This is a genomic window from Frankia sp. CgJB1 (assembly GCF_977947065.1).
Genome location: NZ_CDWTNB010000012.1, coordinates 1 through 21,941, shown reverse-complemented (window position 1 = coordinate 21,941; position 21,941 = coordinate 1). Strand labels below are relative to the sequence as shown.

General features: G+C 72.6%; 19 protein-coding genes. 2 read left to right on the top strand and 17 right to left on the bottom strand.

Features of this window, described 5'->3' with window-relative positions; genetic code table 11:
• Window positions 1-6: 6 nt before the first annotated feature.
• From AC08OT_RS02935 to AC08OT_RS02925, 3 genes are read right to left on the bottom strand one after another with little or no spacing between them, the layout of a single operon-like run.
• On the bottom strand, window positions 7-1,587 hold the full coding sequence (locus tag AC08OT_RS02935; protein WP_476592874.1) for a precorrin-2 C(20)-methyltransferase: 1,581 nt from the start codon (window positions 1,585-1,587) through the stop codon (window positions 7-9).
• The gene (locus AC08OT_RS02930; RefSeq protein WP_476592875.1) at window positions 1,587-2,246 is read right to left on the bottom strand and encodes a precorrin-8X methylmutase; all 660 of its coding nucleotides are present in this window, start codon (window positions 2,244-2,246) and stop codon (window positions 1,587-1,589) included. The genes AC08OT_RS02935 and AC08OT_RS02930 overlap by 1 nt, the downstream gene beginning before the upstream one ends.
• Window positions 2,243-3,736 (bottom strand): nitrite reductase, encoded by a 1,494-nt coding sequence (locus tag AC08OT_RS02925; protein WP_476592876.1) that lies wholly within the window; start codon window positions 3,734-3,736, stop codon window positions 2,243-2,245. Before AC08OT_RS02925 ends, AC08OT_RS02930 begins: the two co-directional genes overlap by 4 nt.
• 233 nt (window positions 3,737-3,969) lie before the next feature.
• Between AC08OT_RS02925 and cobN the strand changes: the two genes are divergently transcribed.
• Window positions 3,970-7,956, top strand: coding sequence for a cobaltochelatase subunit CobN (cobN, locus tag AC08OT_RS02920; RefSeq protein WP_476602511.1), 3,987 nt, complete (start codon window positions 3,970-3,972; stop codon window positions 7,954-7,956).
• A gap of 121 nt (window positions 7,957-8,077) precedes the next feature.
• Complete coding sequence (locus AC08OT_RS02915) at window positions 8,078-9,031, top strand: winged helix-turn-helix domain-containing protein (protein ID WP_476595827.1); 954 nt, start codon at window positions 8,078-8,080, stop codon at window positions 9,029-9,031.
• On the opposite strand, the gene AC08OT_RS02910 is transcribed toward AC08OT_RS02915, so the two are convergent.
• From AC08OT_RS02910 to AC08OT_RS02845, 14 genes are all read right to left on the bottom strand, one after another.
• Window positions 9,021-9,998 (bottom strand): aldo/keto reductase, encoded by a 978-nt coding sequence (locus AC08OT_RS02910; protein WP_476593040.1) that lies wholly within the window; start codon window positions 9,996-9,998, stop codon window positions 9,021-9,023. The two genes, AC08OT_RS02915 and AC08OT_RS02910, sit on opposite strands and share 11 nt — an antisense overlap.
• Window positions 9,998-10,594: a MerR family transcriptional regulator gene (locus tag AC08OT_RS02905; RefSeq protein ID WP_476602510.1), complete on the bottom strand. Its 597-nt coding sequence runs from the start codon at window positions 10,592-10,594 to the stop codon at window positions 9,998-10,000. Before AC08OT_RS02905 ends, AC08OT_RS02910 begins: the two co-directional genes overlap by 1 nt.
• A 216-nt stretch (window positions 10,595-10,810) precedes the next feature.
• Window positions 10,811-13,105, bottom strand: coding sequence for an HEXXH motif domain-containing protein (locus tag AC08OT_RS02900; protein ID WP_476593042.1), 2,295 nt, complete (start codon window positions 13,103-13,105; stop codon window positions 10,811-10,813).
• Window positions 13,106-13,235: 130 nt separating this feature from the next.
• Entirely contained in the window at window positions 13,236-14,303 is a 1,068-nt protein-coding gene (locus AC08OT_RS02895; protein WP_476602509.1) for a hypothetical protein, read from the bottom strand.
• Window positions 14,304-14,426: 123 nt separating this feature from the next.
• Window positions 14,427-14,552, bottom strand: coding sequence for a hypothetical protein (locus AC08OT_RS02890; RefSeq protein ID WP_476593044.1), 126 nt, complete (start codon window positions 14,550-14,552; stop codon window positions 14,427-14,429).
• Window position 14,553: 1 nt separating this feature from the next.
• Window positions 14,554-16,698: an FxSxx-COOH system tetratricopeptide repeat protein gene (gene fxsT / locus AC08OT_RS02885; protein ID WP_476602515.1), complete on the bottom strand. Its 2,145-nt coding sequence runs from the start codon at window positions 16,696-16,698 to the stop codon at window positions 14,554-14,556.
• Complete coding sequence (locus tag AC08OT_RS02880; protein ID WP_476593045.1) at window positions 16,631-18,406, bottom strand: KGGVGR-motif variant AAA ATPase; 1,776 nt, start codon at window positions 18,404-18,406, stop codon at window positions 16,631-16,633. Before AC08OT_RS02880 ends, fxsT begins: the two co-directional genes overlap by 68 nt.
• On the bottom strand, window positions 18,399-18,749 hold the full coding sequence (locus AC08OT_RS02875) for a hypothetical protein (protein ID WP_476595832.1): 351 nt from the start codon (window positions 18,747-18,749) through the stop codon (window positions 18,399-18,401). The genes AC08OT_RS02880 and AC08OT_RS02875 overlap by 8 nt, the downstream gene beginning before the upstream one ends.
• 9 nt (window positions 18,750-18,758) lie before the next feature.
• On the bottom strand, window positions 18,759-19,016 hold the full coding sequence (locus AC08OT_RS02870) for a hypothetical protein (protein WP_476593047.1): 258 nt from the start codon (window positions 19,014-19,016) through the stop codon (window positions 18,759-18,761).
• Window positions 19,017-19,018: 2 nt separating this feature from the next.
• Window positions 19,019-19,219: a hypothetical protein gene (locus AC08OT_RS02865; RefSeq protein WP_476593048.1), complete on the bottom strand. Its 201-nt coding sequence runs from the start codon at window positions 19,217-19,219 to the stop codon at window positions 19,019-19,021.
• A gap of 198 nt (window positions 19,220-19,417) precedes the next feature.
• Window positions 19,418-20,377, bottom strand: coding sequence for a TIR domain-containing protein (locus AC08OT_RS02860; RefSeq protein ID WP_476593049.1), 960 nt, complete (start codon window positions 20,375-20,377; stop codon window positions 19,418-19,420).
• Window positions 20,377-20,934, bottom strand: coding sequence for a hypothetical protein (locus AC08OT_RS02855; protein ID WP_476602508.1), 558 nt, complete (start codon window positions 20,932-20,934; stop codon window positions 20,377-20,379). The genes AC08OT_RS02860 and AC08OT_RS02855 overlap by 1 nt, the downstream gene beginning before the upstream one ends.
• Window positions 20,880-21,320 (bottom strand): hypothetical protein, encoded by a 441-nt coding sequence (locus AC08OT_RS02850; protein WP_476593051.1) that lies wholly within the window; start codon window positions 21,318-21,320, stop codon window positions 20,880-20,882. The genes AC08OT_RS02855 and AC08OT_RS02850 overlap by 55 nt, the downstream gene beginning before the upstream one ends.
• Window positions 21,317-21,727: a toll/interleukin-1 receptor domain-containing protein gene (locus AC08OT_RS02845; RefSeq protein WP_462186576.1), complete on the bottom strand. Its 411-nt coding sequence runs from the start codon at window positions 21,725-21,727 to the stop codon at window positions 21,317-21,319. Before AC08OT_RS02845 ends, AC08OT_RS02850 begins: the two co-directional genes overlap by 4 nt.
• Between the last annotated feature and the right edge of the window lie 214 nt (window positions 21,728-21,941).

Here is a 21,941-nt window from a genome sequence, read left to right as displayed (position 1 = left end):
CCGGGGCTAGGTGACCGGGTAACGACGTGGGGTGAACACGAGGTCCCGGCCGGGACCGCGGTGCACCACCCGGGTCGTCGACGAGCCGATGAGCAGCAGGCAGCGCATGTCGACCTCGGCCGGGTCGAACGCGCCGAGGCTCGTCACGGTGATGCTCTCGGCAGGACCGCCGACATCCCGGCCGATGACCACCACCGTGCCCGGGGGGCGGTGTTCGAGCAGCACCTCGTGGGCCCGCTCCAACTGATGGCGACGGGTGCGGGAAGCCGGGTTGTACAGCGCCAGGACGAAGTCGCCCGCGGCTGCCGCCCGCAGCCGCCGCTCGATGACCTCCCACGGCTTGAGTCGGTCGGACAGCGACAGCACGCAGAAGTCGTGACCGAGTGGCGCCCCGACCCGGCTCGCCACCGCCTGCGCGGCGGTCAGCCCGGGCACGACCCGCACCTCGACGTCCGCGAACCGCTCCGCCGCCGCGGCCTCGACGACGGCCGTGGCCATCGCGAAGACCCCGGGATCACCGGAGGAGACCACGGCGACGTTCGCGCCGCCGGCCGCCAGTTCGAGGGCGAGCTCGGCGCGCTCGGCCTCGACGGTGTTCCCCGAGGCGTGCCGGCGCTGGCGTGGATCGACCGGCACCCGGTCGAGGTAGGGGCCGTAGCCGATGAGGTCGTCGGCGGCGGCCAGCGCCTCGGCGGCCTGCGGCGTCAACCAGCCCGCGGCGCCCGGTCCGAGGCCCACCACGACGACCTCCCCCGCGCCGGGCGTGCCGTCGGTACCGACGGTGCCAGCCGTACCAACGGTGGGCGCCGTCAGTACCCAGTCCGCCTGCGACGCGCGCAGCGGCGCCGGATCGTCCGGCCCCCGGACCCGGCTCGGCAGTACCGCGAGCGAGAAGTACGGCACCGTGGCCGGGTCTACCGCACCGAGCGGGGCGATGCGCTGGCCGGAGGTGGTGGCCCGTTCCACGTACCAGGTGTCCGCGAGGCGTCCCGCGGCGGTGAAGGCGTCCCGGACCCCCGGGAAGGTCCGCCCCATCTTGAGCACGACTGCGGTGTCCGTGCCGGCGATACGCTCGGCGAGGGCCGCCGGCGGCAGCGTGCCCGGCAGCACGGTGAGGACCTCGTTGCCCTCGACCAGCGGCCGGCCGAGCACCGCGCACCCCGCCGACAGGGACGTTACCCCCGGCACGACCTCGGTCGGGTACCGGTCGGCGAGGCGCCGGTGCAGGTGGATGAACGAGCCGTAGAAGAACGGGTCACCCTCGCTGAGGACCACGACGTCCCGGCCGGCGTCGAGGTGGACGGCCAGCCGCTTGGCGCAGTCCTCGTAGAACTCGTCGATCGCGCCACGGTAGCCGCCGGGGTGGGAGATCGTCTCGGTGGTGACCGGGTAGACCAGCGCCTCCTCGATCTGGTCACCGCGCAACTGGCTCGCGGCGACCGACCGGGCGATGCTGCGGCCGTGCCGGGCGCTGTGGTAGGCGATCACGTCGACGTCACGGATCAGGCGGGCCGCCTTGAGGGTGACGAGCTCGGGATCCCCCGGTCCAACCCCGACTCCCCACAGCCGGCCCTTCGACGGCACCATTAATCCTCCTCGCTCGCGATCGCGTTGACCGCGGCGACCGCCATCGCGCTGCCGCCCCGCCGACCGTGCACGACGAGATGCTCCAACCGGGCCGGATCATCCACGAGGGCCTGCTTGGACTCCGCGGCGCCGATGAACCCGACGGGCACGCCGACCACCGCCGCCGGTCGCCCAGCTCCGGCCGCGACGAGTTCCAGCAGGCGGAACAGCGCTGTCGGAGCGTTCCCGACCGCCACCACGGAGCCGGCGAGCCGATCCGCCCACAGATCCACCGCCGCGGCGCTACGGGTGGTGCCCAGCCGCTCGGCGAGCTGCGGCACCCGGGGATCACCGAGCAGGCAGAGAATCTCGTTCGCGGCGGGCAACCGACGGCGGGTCACGCCGGCCGCCACCATCTGCGCGTCGCAGAGCACCGGGGCGCCGTCCAGCAACGCCGCGCGCGCCGCCGCGACCACGCCGGGGGTGAAAGCGAGATCGTCAACGAGATCCACCATTCCACAAGAGTGGATCATGCGGACCGCAACCCGGGCGACGTCACCGGGCAGCCGGTCGAGACGCGCCTCGGCCCGGATCGTCGCGAACGACCGGCGGTAGATCTCCGCGCCGTCACGGACGTAGTCGTAACGTTGCATACCGCTCATGTCTGATACGCCGTTCATGCCAGACTCCTCGCCGACCTGACGGCCGCGGCCAGGTCACGGTGGCCGTCGCCGGGGCTCGACGACACGACCGTCGCCTCGCCGCCGTCCGCTCCGACGGAGGCGGCGGCGGCCCCGAGGCCCGTCCGACGGACCCGGTAGCCGGGCCCGGTCGCCACAACCTCCACCACCTGTCCTCCCGCTTGCCCGCAGCGCCGCTCGCAGCCCGACCAGTGCACCGGCGCGAGGGCCGGGCCAACCGGGACGGGCCGGAGGGCTCGCGGCCTCCCGGCCAGGTGCGTCGGCGTCGACGGGTCGCCAGCTCGGATCCGCACGGACACCGCCGCGTCGCGGCGGACATCCGCCAGCGCCCGGGCGCATCCCGGCCGACCGGCACAGCTCGTCACGCCGACCCAGGATGATGCCGGATCGACAACCAGGCCCGCGTCCGCCGCCGCCCTCGACCAGCGGGTAGCCTCGGCCGGGTCGAGATCGCGGAGCACGACGGACCGCCACGGAGTCACAACCAGGACGCCGTCTTCGGCGCCGCCCGCTCCGCCGACACCCTCACCACCGCCGGCACCGCCCGCTCCGCCGACACCGCCCGCTCCGCCACCGACACCGGCTGCCGCGGCGAGCAGGTCGAGCTGGTCGGCGCTCAGCCGCCCCAGGGGGACGAGCACGGTCAACGCCCGGCGGCCATCACGCTGCGGATGCGGACCGGGCCACGCGCCGGCCCGAACGGTGGCGCTCCCAACGGCCTGAGCAATTCCAGTAGCCTGGACGATCCCAACGGCGCCGGCCTCGGCCGCGGCAGCCGCGAGCAAGTCGTCCTGTCCACCCGGTCCACCCGGCAACTCGGCGATCCGCCAGGCCGTCGCGGCGGTGCCCACCGCCGCGCGGGCCTCGATGAAGGCCCGCGCCGCGGCGAGGAGCGCGGGTACGGCGACGTGGACGGGCAACCGCAGCGCGCGGGTCGCGCCCGCGACGGCCAGCAACATCTCCCCGGAGGGCAGGGCGCGCAGCGCGAGGTCCGCGGGCAGCCCGGCCAGGTCCCCGCTGCCGTCGTCGACGGCGAACAGCACCCGGCCGGGCAGCGCGGCGAGAGCCGGATCCGCGCACAGCCGGCGGTCCAGTTCGGCGACGACCGGCGCGATGTCCCGGCACCCGGCCTCGCCACGTCCGGACAGCGGCGAGCCCACGATGTTGCGGACCCGCTCGTGCGTCGTCGAGGGCAGCAGGCCGACCGCGCTCACCCGGGCGGCGAGCTCCTCGGCCGTACCGTCGGCCAAGCCGTTAGCCAGGCCGCGTAGCTGCACGTTAGCCCGGGAGGTGAGCTCAAGGTGGCCATCGGCGAACTCCCGCGCGCAGCCGGCGAGGGTCTTCGCCGCGGCGGCGGTCAGCCGGCCGCCGGGCAGCCGCAGCCGCGCGAGCGCGCCGTCCGCGGCCGGATGCGTCGTCAGCACACCAGGGCAGACGTCGCGGACACGCTCCCGCGGACTGGTGGGCACCGGCGGAGCATACGTGCCGGACTCGGGCGATGCCGGTTGATCGTTTCTTTGTCACGACGACAGCCGAGTGCTTGACAACACCTCCCGCCTCTCTGCGATCGTGACGGGGCCACGAGCGGCGAACGGCGAGGAAGCCCGATGCGGATCCGGTGCGGTCCCGGCACCGTCACCGGGGAGTGCGCCCCAGGCACGGCCACCGACGCGGGGCATGGACCCCCGGGAAAGGCATCACCATGTCGCCTGTGCAGATTCCTCCCACCGATCCGTCCAACGACCCTTCCGACGACCCTTCCGACGACCCATTGGCCACGGTCACCCGCGAAGCCGGGGAGACGCCGGGAGCCGGGGAGACGGAGATCGACGCGGTCGTCCTGCTGCTGTCGACCTCCGACACCGACCTGCTCTCCGCGCGGGCGAGCGGAGCCCGCTACCGCCTCGCCAACCCGGCCCGGCTCTCCGTCGCCGGTCTCCCGGCGCTGACCAGCGGTGCCGATGTGGTCGTGGTGCGCATCCTCGGCGGCCGGCGGACCTGGGAGGAGGGGCTCGACACGCTGCTCGCCGGCCCGCGCCCGGTGGTCGTGCTCGGTGGCGAACGGACCCCGGACGCGGAGCTCATGGCCGTCTCCACCGTGCCCGGCGGCATCTGCGCCGAGGCACACGCCTACCTCGCCCAGGGCGGTCCGGCCAACCTCGGCGAGCTGCACCGATTCCTCGCTGACACCCTGCTGCTGTCCGGTACCGGATTCGCCCCGCCGGTGACCATCCCGGCCTGGGGGGTGCTCGACCGGGCCGCGGACGCCTCAGCCACCCCGGACGCCTCAGCCACCCGGGACGTCCCGGACGTCCTCGCGGGGAACGCGGTGCGGCCGGTCGCGGTGCGGCCGGTCATCGGTGTCCTGTACTACCGCGCGCACCACGTCGCCGGGAACATCGCGTTCGTCGACGCGCTCTGTGCCGCGGTCGAGTGGGCCGGCGGGGATCCGCTGCCGGTGTACTGCGCGTCGCTGCGCGCCGCCGAACCCGAGCTGCTCGCCACCCTCGGGCGGGCGGACGCGCTGATCGTCACCGTGCTCGCCGCGGGCGGCAGCCAGCCGGCGCACTCCTCCGCCGGAGGCGACGACGAGGCGTGGGACGTCGGCGCGCTGGCCGCGCTGGACATCCCGATCCTGCAGGGACTGTGCCTGACCAGCGGCCGGGCGACCTGGGCGGAGTCGGACGACGGGCTGTCCCCGCTGGACGCGGCGACACAGGTGGCGATCCCCGAGTTCGACGGGCGCCTGATCACCGTGCCGTTCTCCTTCAAGGAGATCGACGCGGACGGGCTGACAAGCTACGTCGCCGACACCGAACGCGCCGGCCGGGTGGCCGGCATCGCCGTCGCGCACGGCCGGCTGCGGCGCGTCCCACCGGCCGAACGCCGAGTGGCGCTCATGCTCTCGGCCTACCCGACGAAGCACTCCCGGATCGGCAACGCGGTGGGCCTCGACACCCCGGCGAGCGCCGTGCGCCTGCTGCGGGCGATGCGCGCGGCCGGATACGACATCGGGCCCGACGACGGCCCGGACGCGCTGCCGGGGGTCGCGGCCGAGGACGGTGACGCCCTGATCCACGCGATCATCGCCGCGGGCGGGCAGGATCCGGCCTGGCTGACCGAGGAGCAGCTCGCCGGCAACCCGGTCCGGATCAGCGCGGCGCGGTACCGGGCGTGGTTCGACACCCTGCCCGCCGACCTGCGGGAGAGCGTCGAACGGCATTGGGGGCCTGCGCCCGGCGAGCTGTACGTCGACCGGTCCGCGAATCCGGACGGGGAGATCGTGCTCGCCGCGCTGCAGGCCGGCAACATCGTGCTGCTGGTCCAGCCGCCACGCGGCTTCGGGGAGAACCCCGTCGCCATCTACCACGACCCCGACCTGCCGCCGAGCCACCACTACCTCGCCGCCTACTGGTGGCTCGCCGACGGCTCCAGCGATTCCGGCGGCCCCGGCGGGTTCGGCGGCTTCGGCGCGCACGCCGTCGTCCATCTGGGCAAGCACGGGACGCTGGAGTGGCTGCCCGGCAAGACCGTGGGCATGTCCGCGTCCTGTCCGACCGACGCGGCGATCGGCAACCTGCCGTTGATCTACCCGTTCCTCGTCAACGACCCAGGCGAGGGCACGCAGGCGAAGCGTCGGGCGCACGCGACCCTGGTCGATCACCTGGTTCCGCCGATGGCCCGCGCGGAGAGCTACGGCGACCTGGCCCGCCTGGAACAGCTGCTCGACGAGCACGCCACCATCGCCGCCATGGATCCGGCGAAGCTGCCGGCCATCCGGGCGCAGATCTGGACGCTGATCCAGGCCGCCCGGCTCGATCACGACCTGGGACTGGCCGACCGACCGCACGACGCCGAGTTCGACGACTTCCTGCTGCACGTCGACGGGTGGCTGTGCGAGGTGAAGGACGCGCAGATCCGCGACGGCCTGCACGTGCTCGGCGAAGCGCCGACCGGCGGGGCGCGGATCAACCTGGTGCTCGCGATGCTGCGGGCCCGGCAGATGTGGGGGGGGCGCGTCACCCTGCCGGGGCTGCGGGAGGCCCTCGGGCTCGTCGAGGACGACCGGGCGGCCCGCGGCGCGGTCGACGCCGCCGAAGCGACGGCGCTCGCCCTGGTAACGGCGATGGAGGAACGCGCCTGGGACCCGTCGGCCGCATCCGACGTGGTGACGACCGTCCTCGCCCCCCCTCCCTCGCCAGCGACCACCCCCTTGCCCCCCTTGCCTATCCAGAGGGATAAACCGGACACAAAAGCCTCTGGAAAGGCAAGGAAAGTCCACGGCCCGGCAGGCACGGACGCGGACGCGGAGACCGACCCGGTCCGGGAGACGGTGGCGGCCGTGCTGCGGTTCGCGGCCACGGAGATCGTGCCGCGGCTCGCCCGGACCACCGACGAGGTCACCGCCGTGCTGCACGCCCTCGACGGCGGCTACGTCCCGGCCGGTCCCAGCGGCTCGCCGCTGCGGGGCCTGGTCAACGTGCTGCCCACCGGGCGGAACTTCTACTCGGTCGACCCGAAGGCCATCCCCAGCCGGCTCGCCTGGGAGACGGGCCAGGCAATGGCGACCTCCCTGCTCGAGCGGTACCGGGCCGACACCGGCACCTGGCCCGAGTCGGTGGGCCTGTCCGCCTGGGGAACCAGCGCGATGCGCACCTCCGGCGACGACGTGGCCGAGGTGCTCGCCCTGCTCGGCATCCGCCCGACCTGGGACGAGGCGTCGCGGCGGGTCAGCGGGCTCGAACCGATCGACCTCGCCGAGCTCGGCCGGCCCCGCATCGACGTCACCGTGCGCATCAGCGGCTTCTTCCGGGACGCGTTCCCGCACGTGGTGGTGATGCTCGACGACGCGGTCCGGCTCGCCGCCGGCCTCGACGAGGCCGACGAGGACAACTTCGTGCGCGCCCACGCCCGTGCGGACCTCGCCGGGCACGGCGACGAACGGCGGGCCACCCTGCGCATCTTCGGCTCCCGGCCGGGGGCGTACGGCGCCGGGCTGCTGCCTCTGATCGACAGCCGTAACTGGCGCGATGACGCCGACCTCGCCGAGGTGTACGCGACGTGGGGCGGCTATGCCTACGGCCGCGGGGTCGACGGCATCCCCGCCCGGGAGGACATGGAATCGGCCTATCGGCGAATCGCCATTGCCGCGAAGAACGTCGATACCCGCGAGCACGACATCGCCGACTCCGACGACTACTTCCAGTACCACGGCGGCATGGTCGCGACCGTACGCGCGCTGACCGGCCGGGCGCCGGCTGCCTACATCGGCGACAGCACCCGGCCGGAGGCGGTCCGCACCCGGACGCTGTCCGAGGAGACCTCCCGGGTCTTCCGCGCCCGGGTGGTGAACCCGCGGTGGCTCGCGGCGATGCGCCGGCACGGCTACAAGGGGGCGTTCGAGATGGCCGCCACCGTCGACTACCTGTTCGGCTACGACGCCACCGCCGGCGTGGTCGCGGACTGGATGTACGAACGGCTCGCCGCAACCTACGCGCTGGACCCGGAGAACCAGAAGTTCTTCGCCGAGTCCAACCCCTGGGCGCTGCATGGCATCACCGAACGGCTGCTGGAGGCCGCGGCGCGCGGCCTGTGGGAGCATCCGGAGGCCGCGACTCTCGACGCGCTGCAGGAGCTGTACCTGCGCACCGAGGGCGATCTGGAGGACGGTCCCACCGGCGACGCCTGAGATCGCCGGGTCCGGCCAGCTCGGAGTGCGGCAAGGCCAGAAGGCGGCGGATGGTCGGCGGCGGACAGGTGGCGGGCCACCTCACGGTTCCGACCGTCGCGAATCCGGGAAAATGTCTCTGGTGCGGACGACACTTCTGCTCGTGGGCGACGAGGCCGCCATGCACCGAGACCTCATCCCTGCCCTGCTCGGCGAGGGGTACGCCGTCGAGATGGCCGGCAGCGGCGAGGCGGCGCTCGCCGACCTGGTCGCCCGACCCGCCCAGGTCCATCTGGTCCTGGCCCGCCTGCCCCCGGTCCCGGCCCGGCGGACGGGTTCGACCACGGACCCTGTCTCTCCGCCGCCGGACGGCTGCCCGGACACCGTCCCAGCCTTGATTGAACCGATCAAACAGATCAAATCGGTCAAACCGGTCGACGCGCAAGCGGGCGCCCCGGCCATCGACGGGCTGGAGTTCTGCCGCCGTCTGCGCGCCGCCGGGGATCTTCCCCTCATCATGGTTGCCGGGCGGTCGGATCCCGCCGGGATCGTCGCGGGACTGGAGGCCGGGGCGGATGACTGTGTCACTGCTCCCCCCGTCACCGCCGAGGTGCTGGCGCGGATCCGGGCGCTGCTGCGCCGTGCCCGCCCGGGACAGTCGACGGCCAGCGCGCTCAGCGTCGGCGAGCTGCAGATCCGGCCGGCCGAGGGCGTGGTCAGCCGGCGCGGCGAAGACCAGCACCTCACCCGGACCGAGTTCCTTCTGCTGTGTGAGCTGGCTGTCGCGGGTGGCCGGGTCGTCTCCCGCAAGCAGCTCCTGGAACGCGTCTGGGGGTACGGCCACTTCGGCGGCACCAGAATGCTGGACGTCCACGTGCGCCGGCTACGGCGCAAGGTGGAGGCCGACCCGTCCGCGCCCACCCACATTCTCACCGTGCGTGGGGTGGGTTACCGCGTCTGCTGCTCGTCGCCGACCTCACGCGTCGCGGCTCCTCTCCCGACTCCCGTTCTCACGACTCCACCGCCACCATCGGGGAATCGGGCGACGCGGAACCCGCCGCCGCGGCGGACTCGACCGGGCCTCGCTATCCGTTGACGGATGACATGTCGGGGTAGCGGGTGCCCGCCACGTCCGCCCCCGCCGCGCCCAATCGCTCCGCCTCGGCGGCCGTCAACGTGATGCTGGTGGCTGCGACGTTGTCCTTCAGGTAGCGGCGCCGCTTCGTGCCAGGGATCGGCACGACGTCGTCGCCCTGGTGGTGCACCCATGCCAGCGCGAGCTGCGCGGGGGTCACGTTCTTCTCCGCGGCAAGCTTCTCGATCTCGGCGAGCACGGCGAGGTTGGCGTCGAAGTTGTCACCGTGCATCCGCGGCAGGTGCTGGCGGAAGTCGTCGGCGGCGAAGTCCGCGGCCGAGCGGAAGGTGCCGGTCAGGAAGCCACGCCCGAGCGGGCTGTAGGAGATGAACCCGATGCCGAGTTCCCGCAGGGTCGGCAGGATCTCGGCCTCCGGCTCGCGGGACCAGATCGAGTACTCGGTCTGCAGGGCCGTGATCGGGGCGACGGCGTGGGCACGACGGATGGTGGCCGGTGCCGCCTCCGAGAGCCCGAGGTACCGCACCTTGCCGGCGCTGACCAGCTCGGCCATCGCGCCGACGGTATCCTCGATCGGCGTCTTCGGGTCGACCCGGTGCTGGTAGTACAGGTCGATGTGGTCGACGCCGAGGCGACGCAGGGAGGCGTCGCAGGCCGAGCGCACGTACTCCGGACGGCCGTCGATCCCCCGCGCCGTCGGGTCGGCGGGGTCACGGATGATGCCGAACTTGGTGGCCAGCACCACCTCGTCCCGGCGGCCGATGATCGCCCGTCCCACGAGTTCCTCGTTGCGGTACGGGCCGTACATGTCCGCCGTGTCCAGCAGCGTCACCCCGAGGTCGAGCGCCCGGTGGATGGTGGCGACCGACTCGGCGTCGTCGCCAGCGCCGTAGAACTCTGACATTCCCATGCAGCCCAGACCCTGGACGGAGACCTCCAGGCCCTGGCTTCCTAGCGCGACCTTGCGCATCAGTGGACGGTCCTCTCCTGGTAGATGTCTTGATAAATGCTGATTTTGACGTTGATGGCGGTGAGGTTGCGCTGCACCTCGTCGAGGCGCGCCAGGACCCGGCGGCGATGCTCGGTCAACAGGGCGAGACGCTCCGCCTCGTTCCCCTCCCCGGCGCGCACCAGCTCGGCGTAGCGCGCCATCTCCCGGATCGGCATGCCGGTGAGCCGCAGCTTGGTCAGGAACGTGACCCAGCGGACGTCCTCGACGGTGTAGCGCCGATGGCTCGACGAGGCACGGGCGACCGGGTCCCGCATCAGCCCCACCCGCTCGTAGTACCGCAGCGTGTGCGCGCTGACTCCGGTGGCCGCGGCGGCCTCGGCGATCGTGAGGGTCCCGGCGGCCTCCGGTTCACCCCCCGGACCGACCGCGCACGGATCAACGGACCGGTCGCATCCATCCGGGCGGACCGCCGGGCCCAACCGCGCGCACCAGCCCTGATCCGGCTCCGCCACCATGATCGGAGACGGCGTCACGGCCGGAGACGGCGTCACGGCCGGAGACGGCGTCACGGCCGGCGGGGAGGACGTCACCGTGGGCGCCTCGATCGTGGCCATACGAAAACGCTAGGACTTGGAGTGCGCACGAAGTCAACGTGGCCCGCGGAAACTCGCTGTTCCGGATTCGCCGACTGCGTCATCGCGAACGGAGCGGGATGCGGCCGTCAACCGCCCACGCCGACTGTCGACGCCGGGTCGTCACACCGCGGGCCGCGTGGGGGCACGGCATACCCCCGGCGGGACGGCCTCCCCGCCGGCCTCCCCGCCGTCGGGTTACCGCCGGGCACCGACCGGCAGCGGCCTCGTCTCGAGAGATCGCCACGAGCGATCCGGATGGCCGAGGCCTCCCGCCGCGATCCACCGCGCGAGCGTGCGCGGGTCAGGGGTGGACCCGGTTAGCTCCCGAATCCGGACGCTCAGGGCCAGCAACGCCTCGGGGTGGTCGAGGTAGAGCCGGCGCTCCAGTCCCCCGGCCCGTCTGGCCAGCACCAGGGCCAGCCCCGCGAACGACTCCGCTCGCCCCGGACGGTCCTGCAGCTCCCAGCGGAACTCCGCGGCCGCGAGGCCGAGGTCTCCGCGCACGTAGAGCAGGTCCCCGAGGGTCGCGTTGACGGGCCAGGCCGCCGGATCGAGCCCGGCAGAACCAGCGAACCCGGCAGAACCAGCGAGCCCGCCGAACCGGTCGGGCCCGCCGAACCGGTCGGGCCTGGCGAACCGGTCGGGCCTGGCGAACCGCAGCGAGGTCAGCGTCTGCCGGGCGTGGCGGTGCAGGCTATACGGCTCGGTCTGGGGGACGAGGCGGGACGACGGCGGTACCGGCCGTCCGCAGGGCCGACCGGCCGCCCAGTCCCGCGCCCATCTCTCGATGTGGTCGCGGTCGGGCCGGCGGTTGCGCAGCCGCCAGACGACGGCGATATCGCGCAGCACGGTGGCGGCGGTGGTAGTAGCCGCGATCGGCAGGTCAGCGGCGATCCAGACGTCGATCCTGGCGCCCAGGGCCGAGACGAACCGGCGGCCCGCCTCGGTGAGCCCGGCCGCCTCCCGCAGCACGGGCAGCACCGCCGAGACCGCGTCCCGGCACCAGGCGAACTCGTACGCCGCGCCCAGATCCGACCCGGCGCCGTCCCGGGCCCACCGCCCCGCCCAGAAGGCCGCGATCTGGGCGAAGGCGAAGGCGCCGTGCAGCAGCGGGGCGAGTGGCCGGGGGTCGGGCCGCCAGGGAGCGTAGTGCACGGAACCGTCGTGCGGGCCGATCAGGGGCGCGAGATCGCTCAGCATCTCCAGTCTGGTGTGCGCCGCCTCATGCACGACGGCGACAGCAAGCCACAGCGCGCCGGTCGGCGGGCTGACCATCAGCGCGCCGAGCGCGTCGATCACGGTGACGCCGGTGCCGGGCCGATCCGGGACCTCGCGCAACGGGACCAGCGCCGACAGGACCGCGGCGGCCTCCTCCGCCCGCGCCCCGTCGTCGCCCGCGAGCACGCTCCAGGCGCCGTCGAGCAGGCGCTGCCACCGGGCCGCCGCCGCCTCATCGCAGCGCGTGGCCACGGCCAGGGGAAGCGTGTCCGCAGCCCGGAACGGGTCGGTGTCCTCCAGCGTCAGCGCGATCCGGCGACCGTCGACAGTGCTCGACAGCGTGCGCGCCGGGGTCCAGCCGTCACCACCGGCCGGTCCCCGCCCGGAGCTGCCACTCAGCGTCACCCGCCGGTCGGACACGTGCGCGACGCCCCAACCGCTCGTGACCCCCGACCCGACGACGCCCACCGTGGGGATCGACACCAGCCCGTCGATGATCCGCACCGGCACCCGGCACGGCATCCGGGCCCGCAGGGCGGCGGCCACCGCGATCCCACCCACGTAACCGAGGCGATCGAGGTCGGGTCCGGCCGACCCGTGCCAGCACCGCCGCAGGCTGCCGGCGAGCCAGGTCCCGATCGTCGGGTGCAGGAGCAGGTCGTGGACGGCGTCGCGGGCCCGCCGCTGAGCGTCCCCGAGCACGCGGAGCGCCTCATCCACACAGGTGCGTGTCGCGTCGTCGAGGTCGGCGTTCTCGAGGCCGCGTAGCAGCGCCCACAGCATCAGCATCCGTTTGCTGATCTGACCCCGCAGCAGCTCGCGCAGCGGTGCGGCACCCGGCGGCCCGCCCGCCACGGCCTCGATATCCCGCGGGATTATCCGGTGCCGGGCGGCGGGTGGGGAGACCACCCGACGGGCGGGTCCGGTAGGACGGGCGGGCCGCCGAGAGGCGGATGTCATGGCGCTACCGGGTGCGGGCCGTCCGCCCGGACAGGCGGCGGCCCCGGGCGGACGCGGCGGCTTCGAGGGGTCGGTGCCGTCCGGCATCTCCCCGAAGGATGTGGTCCTGGGCAGGTAGTCGGCCAGGTCCAGATCCCCGCCCAGGGCCAGGGCGACGTCCTCGGGCAGCGGCCCGCCCGGGTGGCCGATCCAGGCGGCGATCCAGCGCTGCCATTCTCCTGAGGGTGGGCCCGCGAGGAAGGCAAGCTGGTCAGCGTCGACCTCGCAGAGATCCACCAGACCGGACGGCACGGGCATCAGATCGTGGGCCATGAATGTGGGGCCTCCCCACCAACGGGTACGCGCCGGCGCGACGCGGGGACCTGCTCGACGAAGAATACGCGATGACATCGACGATGATCCCGTCCATCGACGGGATTCACCTGGCGTCATCTGGCGCCTTTCAACGGCCGTCCGAAGCCGTCAGTCGGCGGACGAGCAACTGGAAGCGGCGGTCGGCTTCGGACACCCGACGCTGATCCAGGGTTACGCCCATCAGGAACTCGTCACGGCTGAGGCGATGAAAGTACAGCGCGCCCTTCTCCACGTCGAGAACGGTGCGGGTCAATCGGCGGTTCAGGACCGATCGCAGCAGACCGTCGAGCAGATCGCTCAGGGCGAGGAACTCGGCGGCAACCTTGACGAAACCCTCCCGGCGGGCCTCCCGGCTCAGACCGACGAAGAATTCGTTGAGGTCGTCGTGGTCCATCAGGTCGGCGGCGCTCACCGTGCCGCCGCGCACCAGGGCCATGTACTGGAGGTCACCGGGCTTCAGGACGCTGACGGCCTGGGCCTGGAACTCCTCCTCCCGCGAGTCCCCGGCGGGTGACCAACGCCGTTTGATCAGCGATGCCCAGGGATTGGCGAACACCGGCGCCGACGGCCTCGGCAGCGACACGAATGGATGAGAGCCGGTGTCCGGGCTACCGTCGGCGCGGGTGGGCGACGGGAGGAACGTGCCGTCCCCCCGGTGATAGCCGCCGTAGTTGGGGTCGCCGACCCCCCGGGCCGCCCGGATTTCCGTCGCGGTCTGCGAGAGCGTCAGGTCAGCGGACTCGATGGCGTCCGCGCCGAGGGAGACCCCGACGATGTACTGCCCCTCGTCGACGTCGAAGTAGAGCACCGCCCGGTCCTGCGCGGCGAAGACCGTCCGGATCAGCCGCCCGTTGGCGAGACCGGCCAGCGAGGTGTTCAGCTCCGTCATCCGGTGGTTCAGCTGCCGGCCGATGATCTCGTAGTCCCAGCGGGCCCGTTCCACCGTGCGTGAACCATGGAAATAGTCGGCCAGCCGCGGATGGTGCAGAAGGTCGGCCGACACCGTCGGCAATCCGTGGACGTAGTACTCGAGATACTGGGCACCCGTGACGGCCACCGCCCCGCGGAACCTCTGCCGGATGCCGTTGTATTCGTCACCGACATGCGGCGCGGTGACGATGTGGGGTTCGACAACATTATCAGGAACAGTCACCATCAGCTCATCCTTCTGCCGCTCCCGGCGGGTGGCGGCCGACGCCGGACCGGAAACCCCGGTCCGGGCGGACCGGCCGCCGGTGGATTGCCACCGTGCACTCGTCGCTCGGCCTCATCACGCTGCTCAGATGCTGGAGATGTCGATGTCGACTTCTCGATGGCCACGCCCGCCGCCGGCCTGCCGGCCGGTGAGGACCGCCAGGTTCTCCCGCATTATCGGGAGGTAGGGATGGCTTCTGTCCAGCGACATTTCAGATTCGCGCAACAGATCCTCGTTCAGCGCCCGGGCCGCCTCGGTCTCGCCGAGGGCTGCCAGGCTCGCGGCGTGGTTCACCCCGGCGGCCAGCGCGAACGGGTGGTGCTGGTAGAGCTCGTCGACCAGCGTGAGGTGGGCCTGCTCGGCCAGCGCGCGGGACTCCGCCAGCCGCCCGTCCGCGCGCAGGTAGGTAGATGGACAGATCCGAGCGGCAGACGTTCGTGAACGGATGCTCGGGGCCGTAGAGACGTTCATACTCCCGCAGGCACGACTCGGCCTCGACGGACGCCCGGTGGTGCTCGCCCAGCGCGTGCAGGTGGCCGGCACGGCTCAGCAGGCAGGCCAGGGTGCCCAGGTCGGACGCCCCGTAGATCTCGGTGTAGCGCTCGAGCGTCTCACCGGCGAGGCGGCTCGCCGCGTCCGGGCTGCCCCGCAGGCGCAGGACGACCGCGAGATGCTTGTTGCAGCGCAGGGTCAGGTGCGTCGTCGCCCCCTCGATGCCGGCGAGGTTGGTCGCGGCCTCCCGCAGCAACCGCTCCGCCTGCTCCAGCTCGCCCAGCTCCCGATGGCAGATCCCGGCCCGCGCCTGCAGCCACCAGAACTGCGAGGTGCCCTCGGCCCCCGCCAGGAGCAGCCGCGCCATGGTGTCCAGGCTCAGGTGGAGCGCCTCACGGGCCCGCCCGTCCAGGAAGGTGGACAGTGCGAGGTTGCTCGCAGCCATGAGGGTGTCGAGGTGGTTCTCGCCGAGCCGGTCGCGGAAACCGACCAGGGTGCTGCTCTCCTCCGCGGCTGCCTCGGTGTACCGGCCGAGCTCCCGGATGTCGATGCCGTAGCTCATCGCGGTGATCAATGTGTAGCGATGGAAAATGCCCAGATGGCGCCGCTGGCGGGCGAGGGTGTCGGTGTTCAGGTCGTACGCCTCCTGGAACCGTCCCAGGCCGCGAAGCACCATGGCCAGGTGGGTGGCCATCCGCAGGGTCAGCGGGTCGTCCGCTCCGAACAGGTCGCGCCATCTGCGCAACGCCTCCTCGGCGATGCCGCGGCCCAGCTCCAGCCGGCCGGACCGCCACATCACATACACCTGGGACACCAGCCACTGCCGAACCTTGGGTGCCGGGCTCTCCATCGCCTCGGAGGCCAGGATCTGGCCTTCCAGCATCCGGTAGATCGGCCAGCCCGCGGCGGCCGAGGGCCGCGGAGCGGCCGCGGCGATGTCCGCGAAGACGCCGAGCACCACCTCGCGGGCGGCAGTCTGCTCGGCGGGCTGCATCCGTTCGACGAGGAGCCGCTGCCAGCGCGCGGCGAGGCGGAACTGACCGTCGGGTGCAGTGTCGATCTCGGCCAGCCGGGGCTTACGGATCTCCGCCCACAGCTCGGGCAGCACGGTCGGGTCGGCGATCGCGTCGTCCCCTACCGCCTCGGCGAGATGGCGCAGCATCACCGGGGATTCCAGCAGGCCGAGCGGCACGCCCTGCGGGGCCAGGAAGGCACACAGTTCCAGCAGCCAGGCCGCCGCCCGCCGGGTCGCGCGGTCGCTGGTGCGCAGGGTCTCGAACGACACCGTCCAGGTCGCCTGCTCGGGTGCGACCCCGGCGATCTGGGTGAGGTAGGCGTCGACGGCACGGTCGTCGACCGGCACTCCCCGCCGGTCCTGGCGAAGCCGCCCGACCGCGGTGCGCAGGCCCGACGGCTGATGCCGCAGCCGCTCGGCGATCATCGCCAGCCGGTCCGCACCGACCTCGGGCAGCCACCGGCGCAGGAACGCCCGGCTCTCGGCCGGGGTGAACGGGCCCACCCACAGCGCGCCGGGTTCACTGTCCCAGGCCGGGTCCGCCGAGGTCAGCAGGACATGACCGTTACTGGTCGGGACGGGTAGCAGCCCGGCCAGCAACTGCGGGTCGGTGGCGCCGTCGTAAACGAGCAGCCAGCGCGGTGAGGGGTCGCCCTGGCGCAGCGCGTCCAGGGCGACCCGTTCGAGCTGCTCGCTCGGGGAGCGCTGCGCGCCCGGGACGTCGCTGCCGGGACGCAGCCGCTCGGCGAGGTCGCGCAGGCCCGCCCGGACCGAGGCGGCGTCACCCGCCGAGATCCAGTGCACGATGTCGTAGTCGGAGCCGAACCGGTGCGCGTACTCGGCCGCGATGGCGCTCTTCCCGACGCCGTCCGGGCCGAGCAGGGGGCACAGCCCGCTCGGTCGGCCCCCCCGGCAGCAGTCGGTCGCGCAGCTCGTCCAGCACCGCGTGCCGCCCGATGAACGGCTGGGCGAACCCGGCCGGCACCGACCAGAAGCGGGGCCGGCGGGCCGGGTACCGGGGAGCGACCACCGGCAGGTCATCGAGCCGGGCCCGCGGAACGGGCAGCCCCAGCCCTTCGAGGACCACGACCCCCGCGTCCCGCTCGTTCCGCGCGGGCAGGGAGATAATCTCGGCCCCGTGGTAGGCGGGGTCAAGCCGCATCGAACCCACCTCGACGACCACCATCCCCGCCCGCGAGCCGCGCTGGCGGATCCGGGTCTGGACCTGCTCGCGCACCAGGGACTCACCCGGGGCGTCCGGGCCCAGATGCGGTGATCCGATCACGATCAGTGACTCGACAGCGGGGAAGTCGGCGGGGGTCAGCGCCGTCGGGGGCAACGGCCGGATCCGCACCCCGGTGGCTCCCAGCACCGACGCCAGCCAGTCCGCCCAGGGCCGGTCCTCGGGCGCTCCAAAGATCGTCACCGACCGCGGAGCGGGCGGTCCGTACTGCTCGAAGTCCCGCAGCACCCGCTCCCGGTCCTGCGGCGGGACGCCGCGCGCATCGATCGGGGCGCCGGCGAGCTCTCCGGCGAGCATCCGGTAGGCGGCCTGGACGCCGAGCCGACTGGCGGGATCCTCCTGGAAGGCCGCCAGGACCTCCTCGTAGGCGTAGACCGCCTTGTAGGGAATCTCCAGGCCGATCAGAAAGCTCCGCTGTTTCTCCGGGTCGGAACCGCACAGGTCGGCCAGCACCGGGCGGAAGGCATGGAACGCCGCGCGGCGGCGCAGTTCCTGCTTGCGCTGCTCGGTGTCCTCGACCCGCATCGGGACGGGCAGCACCCGGATGTCCCGCTTGCTGTTCCGGATCTCGCGGGCCACCCCGGCGCCGCCGTCGATGGACTGGTTGTTCAGCGCGAATCCGATGACGACGGTGTCCGGCAGGAGGTGGGTGCAGACGCCGGCCGCGTCCGAGGTCCCGGTCCGGCTGTCGATGAGGACGTAGTCGTAGTCGGCGAACCGCATGCGCTCACGCAGCGCGGCGAAATACGCCAGGCCGTCGGCCTCCTCGAACAGCGTCGACCAGGGCACCGTGGCCGCCAGCACCGCGCTCGTGGATGTCTGCCGGCCGGGACCGAGGAAGTCGATCCGCCCGACGCCCGGGAACCCGGGCCACTCGATGGTCTCGATGTTGTGCCGGAAGTCGCCGTGCAGGGCGATAATCTCGCGCACCGCGTCGGCGTCCGGCAAGGAGGCCTGCTCCGCGGCTGTCGACGGCGACGCATCCTGAAGCCGGTCGATCTCCCGGATGAAACCCTGGAGCATCTCGGTGACGCCGTCACTCGAGTCCAGCTCCCTGTTCTGCAGAAACGGGCGGAAATACCGGTGCAGGCCGGGAAACTCCAGATCCCAGTCGACGGTGAGAACCCGCTTACCCGAGGCGGCGAGCAGCCAGGCGACGTTCGCCAGCGCCATCGTGCGCCCCGAACCGCCCTTGTAGGAGTAAAAGGTGATGATCTGCGCCGGCCTGCCGGCGCGCCCGCCCGGGGTGTCGTGACCCGCCGGTTCCGGTGGTTGCCTGGAAAGTTCCGGTGGTTGCTCGGAAAGTTCAGTCATCGTCATCGTCCAGTTCGGCGGCGCCGGCACGACGCAGGATGGGTCGACGGGTGTGCTCGGGATCGGCCATCCGCCATCGACGCTCCCGGCCACCGGCTCGGGCCGGAGCCATGGCCGCCGGGGCCGGAGCCGTGCGAACCGTCGAGGCCAGGGGTGCCATCTGGGCCGGCGGGATCAGCAGCGTCGCGGAGCCGCCGACGGACCAGCGGGTGCCCGGGCCCCGACCGGCCGACACCCAGTCCGTCCGCCCCGACCGCTCGACGAACTCCACGTCACGCGTGGACAGTGCCGGCGGCTCGTCGCCGCGGGCACGCACGATCAGTTCACTGACCCGTTCGGTCAACCGCTGGTATCAGACCGAGGCGGAGCCGGTCCGGATCAGCTGTAACGCGCCGCTCGCCGTGTAGCCCGCGCCGAAGTCGCCGACGAGCATCCCCGCCTCCGCGATCTGAGCCGGCACGGGTACCGATCGGATGGACCAGGGGACGCCGACCAGCGCCGGGGAGCTCCGACCGGTGAAATGGTGGTGCCACCGCAGCCGCTCCCGGAACAGCGACCACTCCAGCAGGCACTGGTGGTCGGTGAAGTAGGCGTCCGAGTACAGCGCCACCATCACCGGCGCCAGGAGCGCATCGGGATTGGAGCGGCCCCCGCCGCCGCCGAGGGCTCCGCCGCGCCGGCCGCCTCGCCGGTGAACACCTCACGATAGCCGAGGCGCTCGTAAACCGCATTCTGTACATCTCCGAAGAAACGTTCGACGTAGCTGCTGTCACCGCCGGCGAGCGCGTGATGAACCAGAAAGACCGGTGTCACAGGTCCCCCTCACGCCGTTTTTCGGCGCAGGGCCTCTGCCCTACCATTGCACCCGGTCCTCCCACGTCCACGGCAGCTCGCACAGGTCGGACCACATTCTTCACCGCTGGGGCCCGGGTGCGGCGGGACGGTCGCGGCGCGCTGCCGCCGGGTGCCGGCCGTGGGGTGTTCGTGCAGCTCATCACGGCTCCGTGCAGCTCACGACTGATGGTGGAACGGGGAACGGACGAGCTCCGTCGCCTCGGCGTCCAACGGCGGCAGCTGGTCGCGAGCGACATCCATGACCCGGTAGGCCAGCAGACTTACATACTCCGCGAAGGCGGCGGGATGGCGCATCAAATCCAGGACTGGAAGGTTGTCATATTGACGACCAAGCTCCATATGCGCGATGTGGAGTTCATGGGCCGTCTCGGGTACCTCGGCGTCCCGCCGCAGCCAGGGCACGGGAATGATCCCGGACGGCGGGTTCCCGCCCGGCTTGGTCGCCCGGCGGATACGTTCCTGAAAGACGCCGAACTCCCGGCCGCACCAGTCGCTCTCGAAGTAGTCGTCGCACCACAGCGCGACCAGCACCGGAGCCGTGCGCACCGCGTCGCGCAGCGAGGTCGGCCAGTGCTCCCCGCCGCCCAGCCGGTCGGCGTCGAAGAATCCCGTCGGCCGGATCCGGCGCCTGACCTTGCGGCGCAGCTCCAGCTCGAGCTCCCGATGGAAGATGGCCACGCGATCCCGGTCGTCGCGGTGCGCGTGGCTGGTGAAGAAGTAGTAGGTCGGGGCGCCCGACGGCCCGTGGCTGGGCGGGGGCGAGGAGGGCGGTCCAGGCAGCTCGAGCGGTGGCCAGGAGGCGAACTGGTGCGCGGGCACCGGTGATGACACGCCGAGCAGCGCCGAGCCCGCGCCGCTCCAGTGGGATCGCAGCTCGGCCACCAAACGCCGGAAGTCCACGACAGACCGGTCGTCGCGCGGCGCGACCAGGTCGAGGGCCTGCACCAGGGCGTCGAGCATGCCGGGATCGGGCTGGCCGACCGCCTCGCTGACCAGCGTGGTCAGGCGGACCGCGACGACCGGGGAGGTCAGCGCGACCGTGCGACCGAGGATCCGCGCCAGCTCGTCGAACCAGTGGTCGAAACCGGCCAGGTCGGCGATGTACTCCACCCGCATCAGGGCCGCGACGAGCTCGTCGACCTCCCGGAGGGCCAGCCGTGCTTGTTGATCACAGGAATCGATGGTGCCTGCGCCGCGTCGCGCCCCACCGGGTCACGTACCTCGTCTGCGACCATGACGGTGGCGGCCCCGGCGGCGGCCCCGGCCCCGGCGGAGCCCACGGACACGGCGGGGGATCCGGAATCACGCATCGCCCGGGCCCGGGACGACTGGTCACCGCCGGTGGCGTCCCGGACGGCCGGCGTCGGCCGCAACGCCGCCATCTCCAGCAGGCGCCGACACAGTTCCGGCGTCACGACCGCCTCGCGGATCAGGTACCCGGCGATCTCCGCGAGCAGGGCGGGCCGGTGTCCGACCAGCTCCCCCAGCTGGGCTGCGGTGGCCGGGTCGACCATCGGCGCCGCGCTGGTGAGCAGCATGACCGACTCGCGACGACGCAACGGCCCGATGGGCATCGTCCGGTCCCGCCAGGCGTCCACGGTGCGGTCGGCGATGATGATCACATGCGCCTCGCCGTCGGGAAGGAACTCCGCCACCTCATCCGGACTGCCCACACCCGCGAAGATGACCAATCACCCCGCGCTGGGCTCTCCGGCCCGGCGCCGGCCGCGCCCGGGGCGGGGCCGGTAAATCCGGTGCGGACCCGCTCGTAGAGCTCGCCGATCTGCCCGGGGACGGCGGTGGTCGTCGAGCAGTCCACCCACCACGAGACGTCGTAGCGCAGCTTGAACCGATGCTGGTACTCGCCAGCGAGCTCGGTCTCCCCGATGTCGGACCGGTCGCCCTCCGGCACCAGCACCACCCGCCGATGCCGGGCCAGACCGTCCCAGATGCGTTCCAGCTCGTCGTTGCGACCGGCGAACAGCTCGTTCTCCCGGCGGCTGCGCCACACCGGGGGCGCATCGCCGGGCCGGCGACCGGGCCGGGCATAGGCGTTCATCGCCGGGCTCCCGCCTGTATCCCCGCCAGCAGTCCGTCGACCGCGGTCGGCTCGAACCGGCTCAGGTCCAGCTTCGGCAGCGTCCGCAGCGGCTCGGGTAACGGTTCGCGGTCGATGACCGCCCGGATGACCTGATTCTCGAGCGGTCCCGCCAGCCCCAACCGCTCCCACGCCTCGATCTCGGTCTCGCCAGGGTTCTCCGGGCGGGGCGGCCGGTAGTGCCGCGACAGCAGGGCCACGGTGACATCCGGCCGGCGCGCGGCGATGCGGTCAACCGTCTCGGCCAGCCGCTCACCTCTACTCTGCGCCCATCTGACCTGCACGACCCGGTGGGAGCCGCGGCGCAGCAGGTATTCGAGCCAGTCCGCCCACTCCTGGTCGGCGCCGACGTAGCTGATGGCGACCAAGCGGGAGACCTCCGCCGTCGGAGTCTGCGGCGGCGGTACGTGAGACGCCGCCGGCGGCGTGGTTCGGCAGGAGGTGGTCGTCGGCGTGGGCACGGGGGATGCCGTCCCGATCGAAGCCGCGCGCCGCGCCTCGTCGCCGTCGCCGTGGGTCCGGAAACCGGCTCTCCCGTTCCCGTTCACGTTCACGTTCACGGACCCGGCCAGCGGTCAAGGC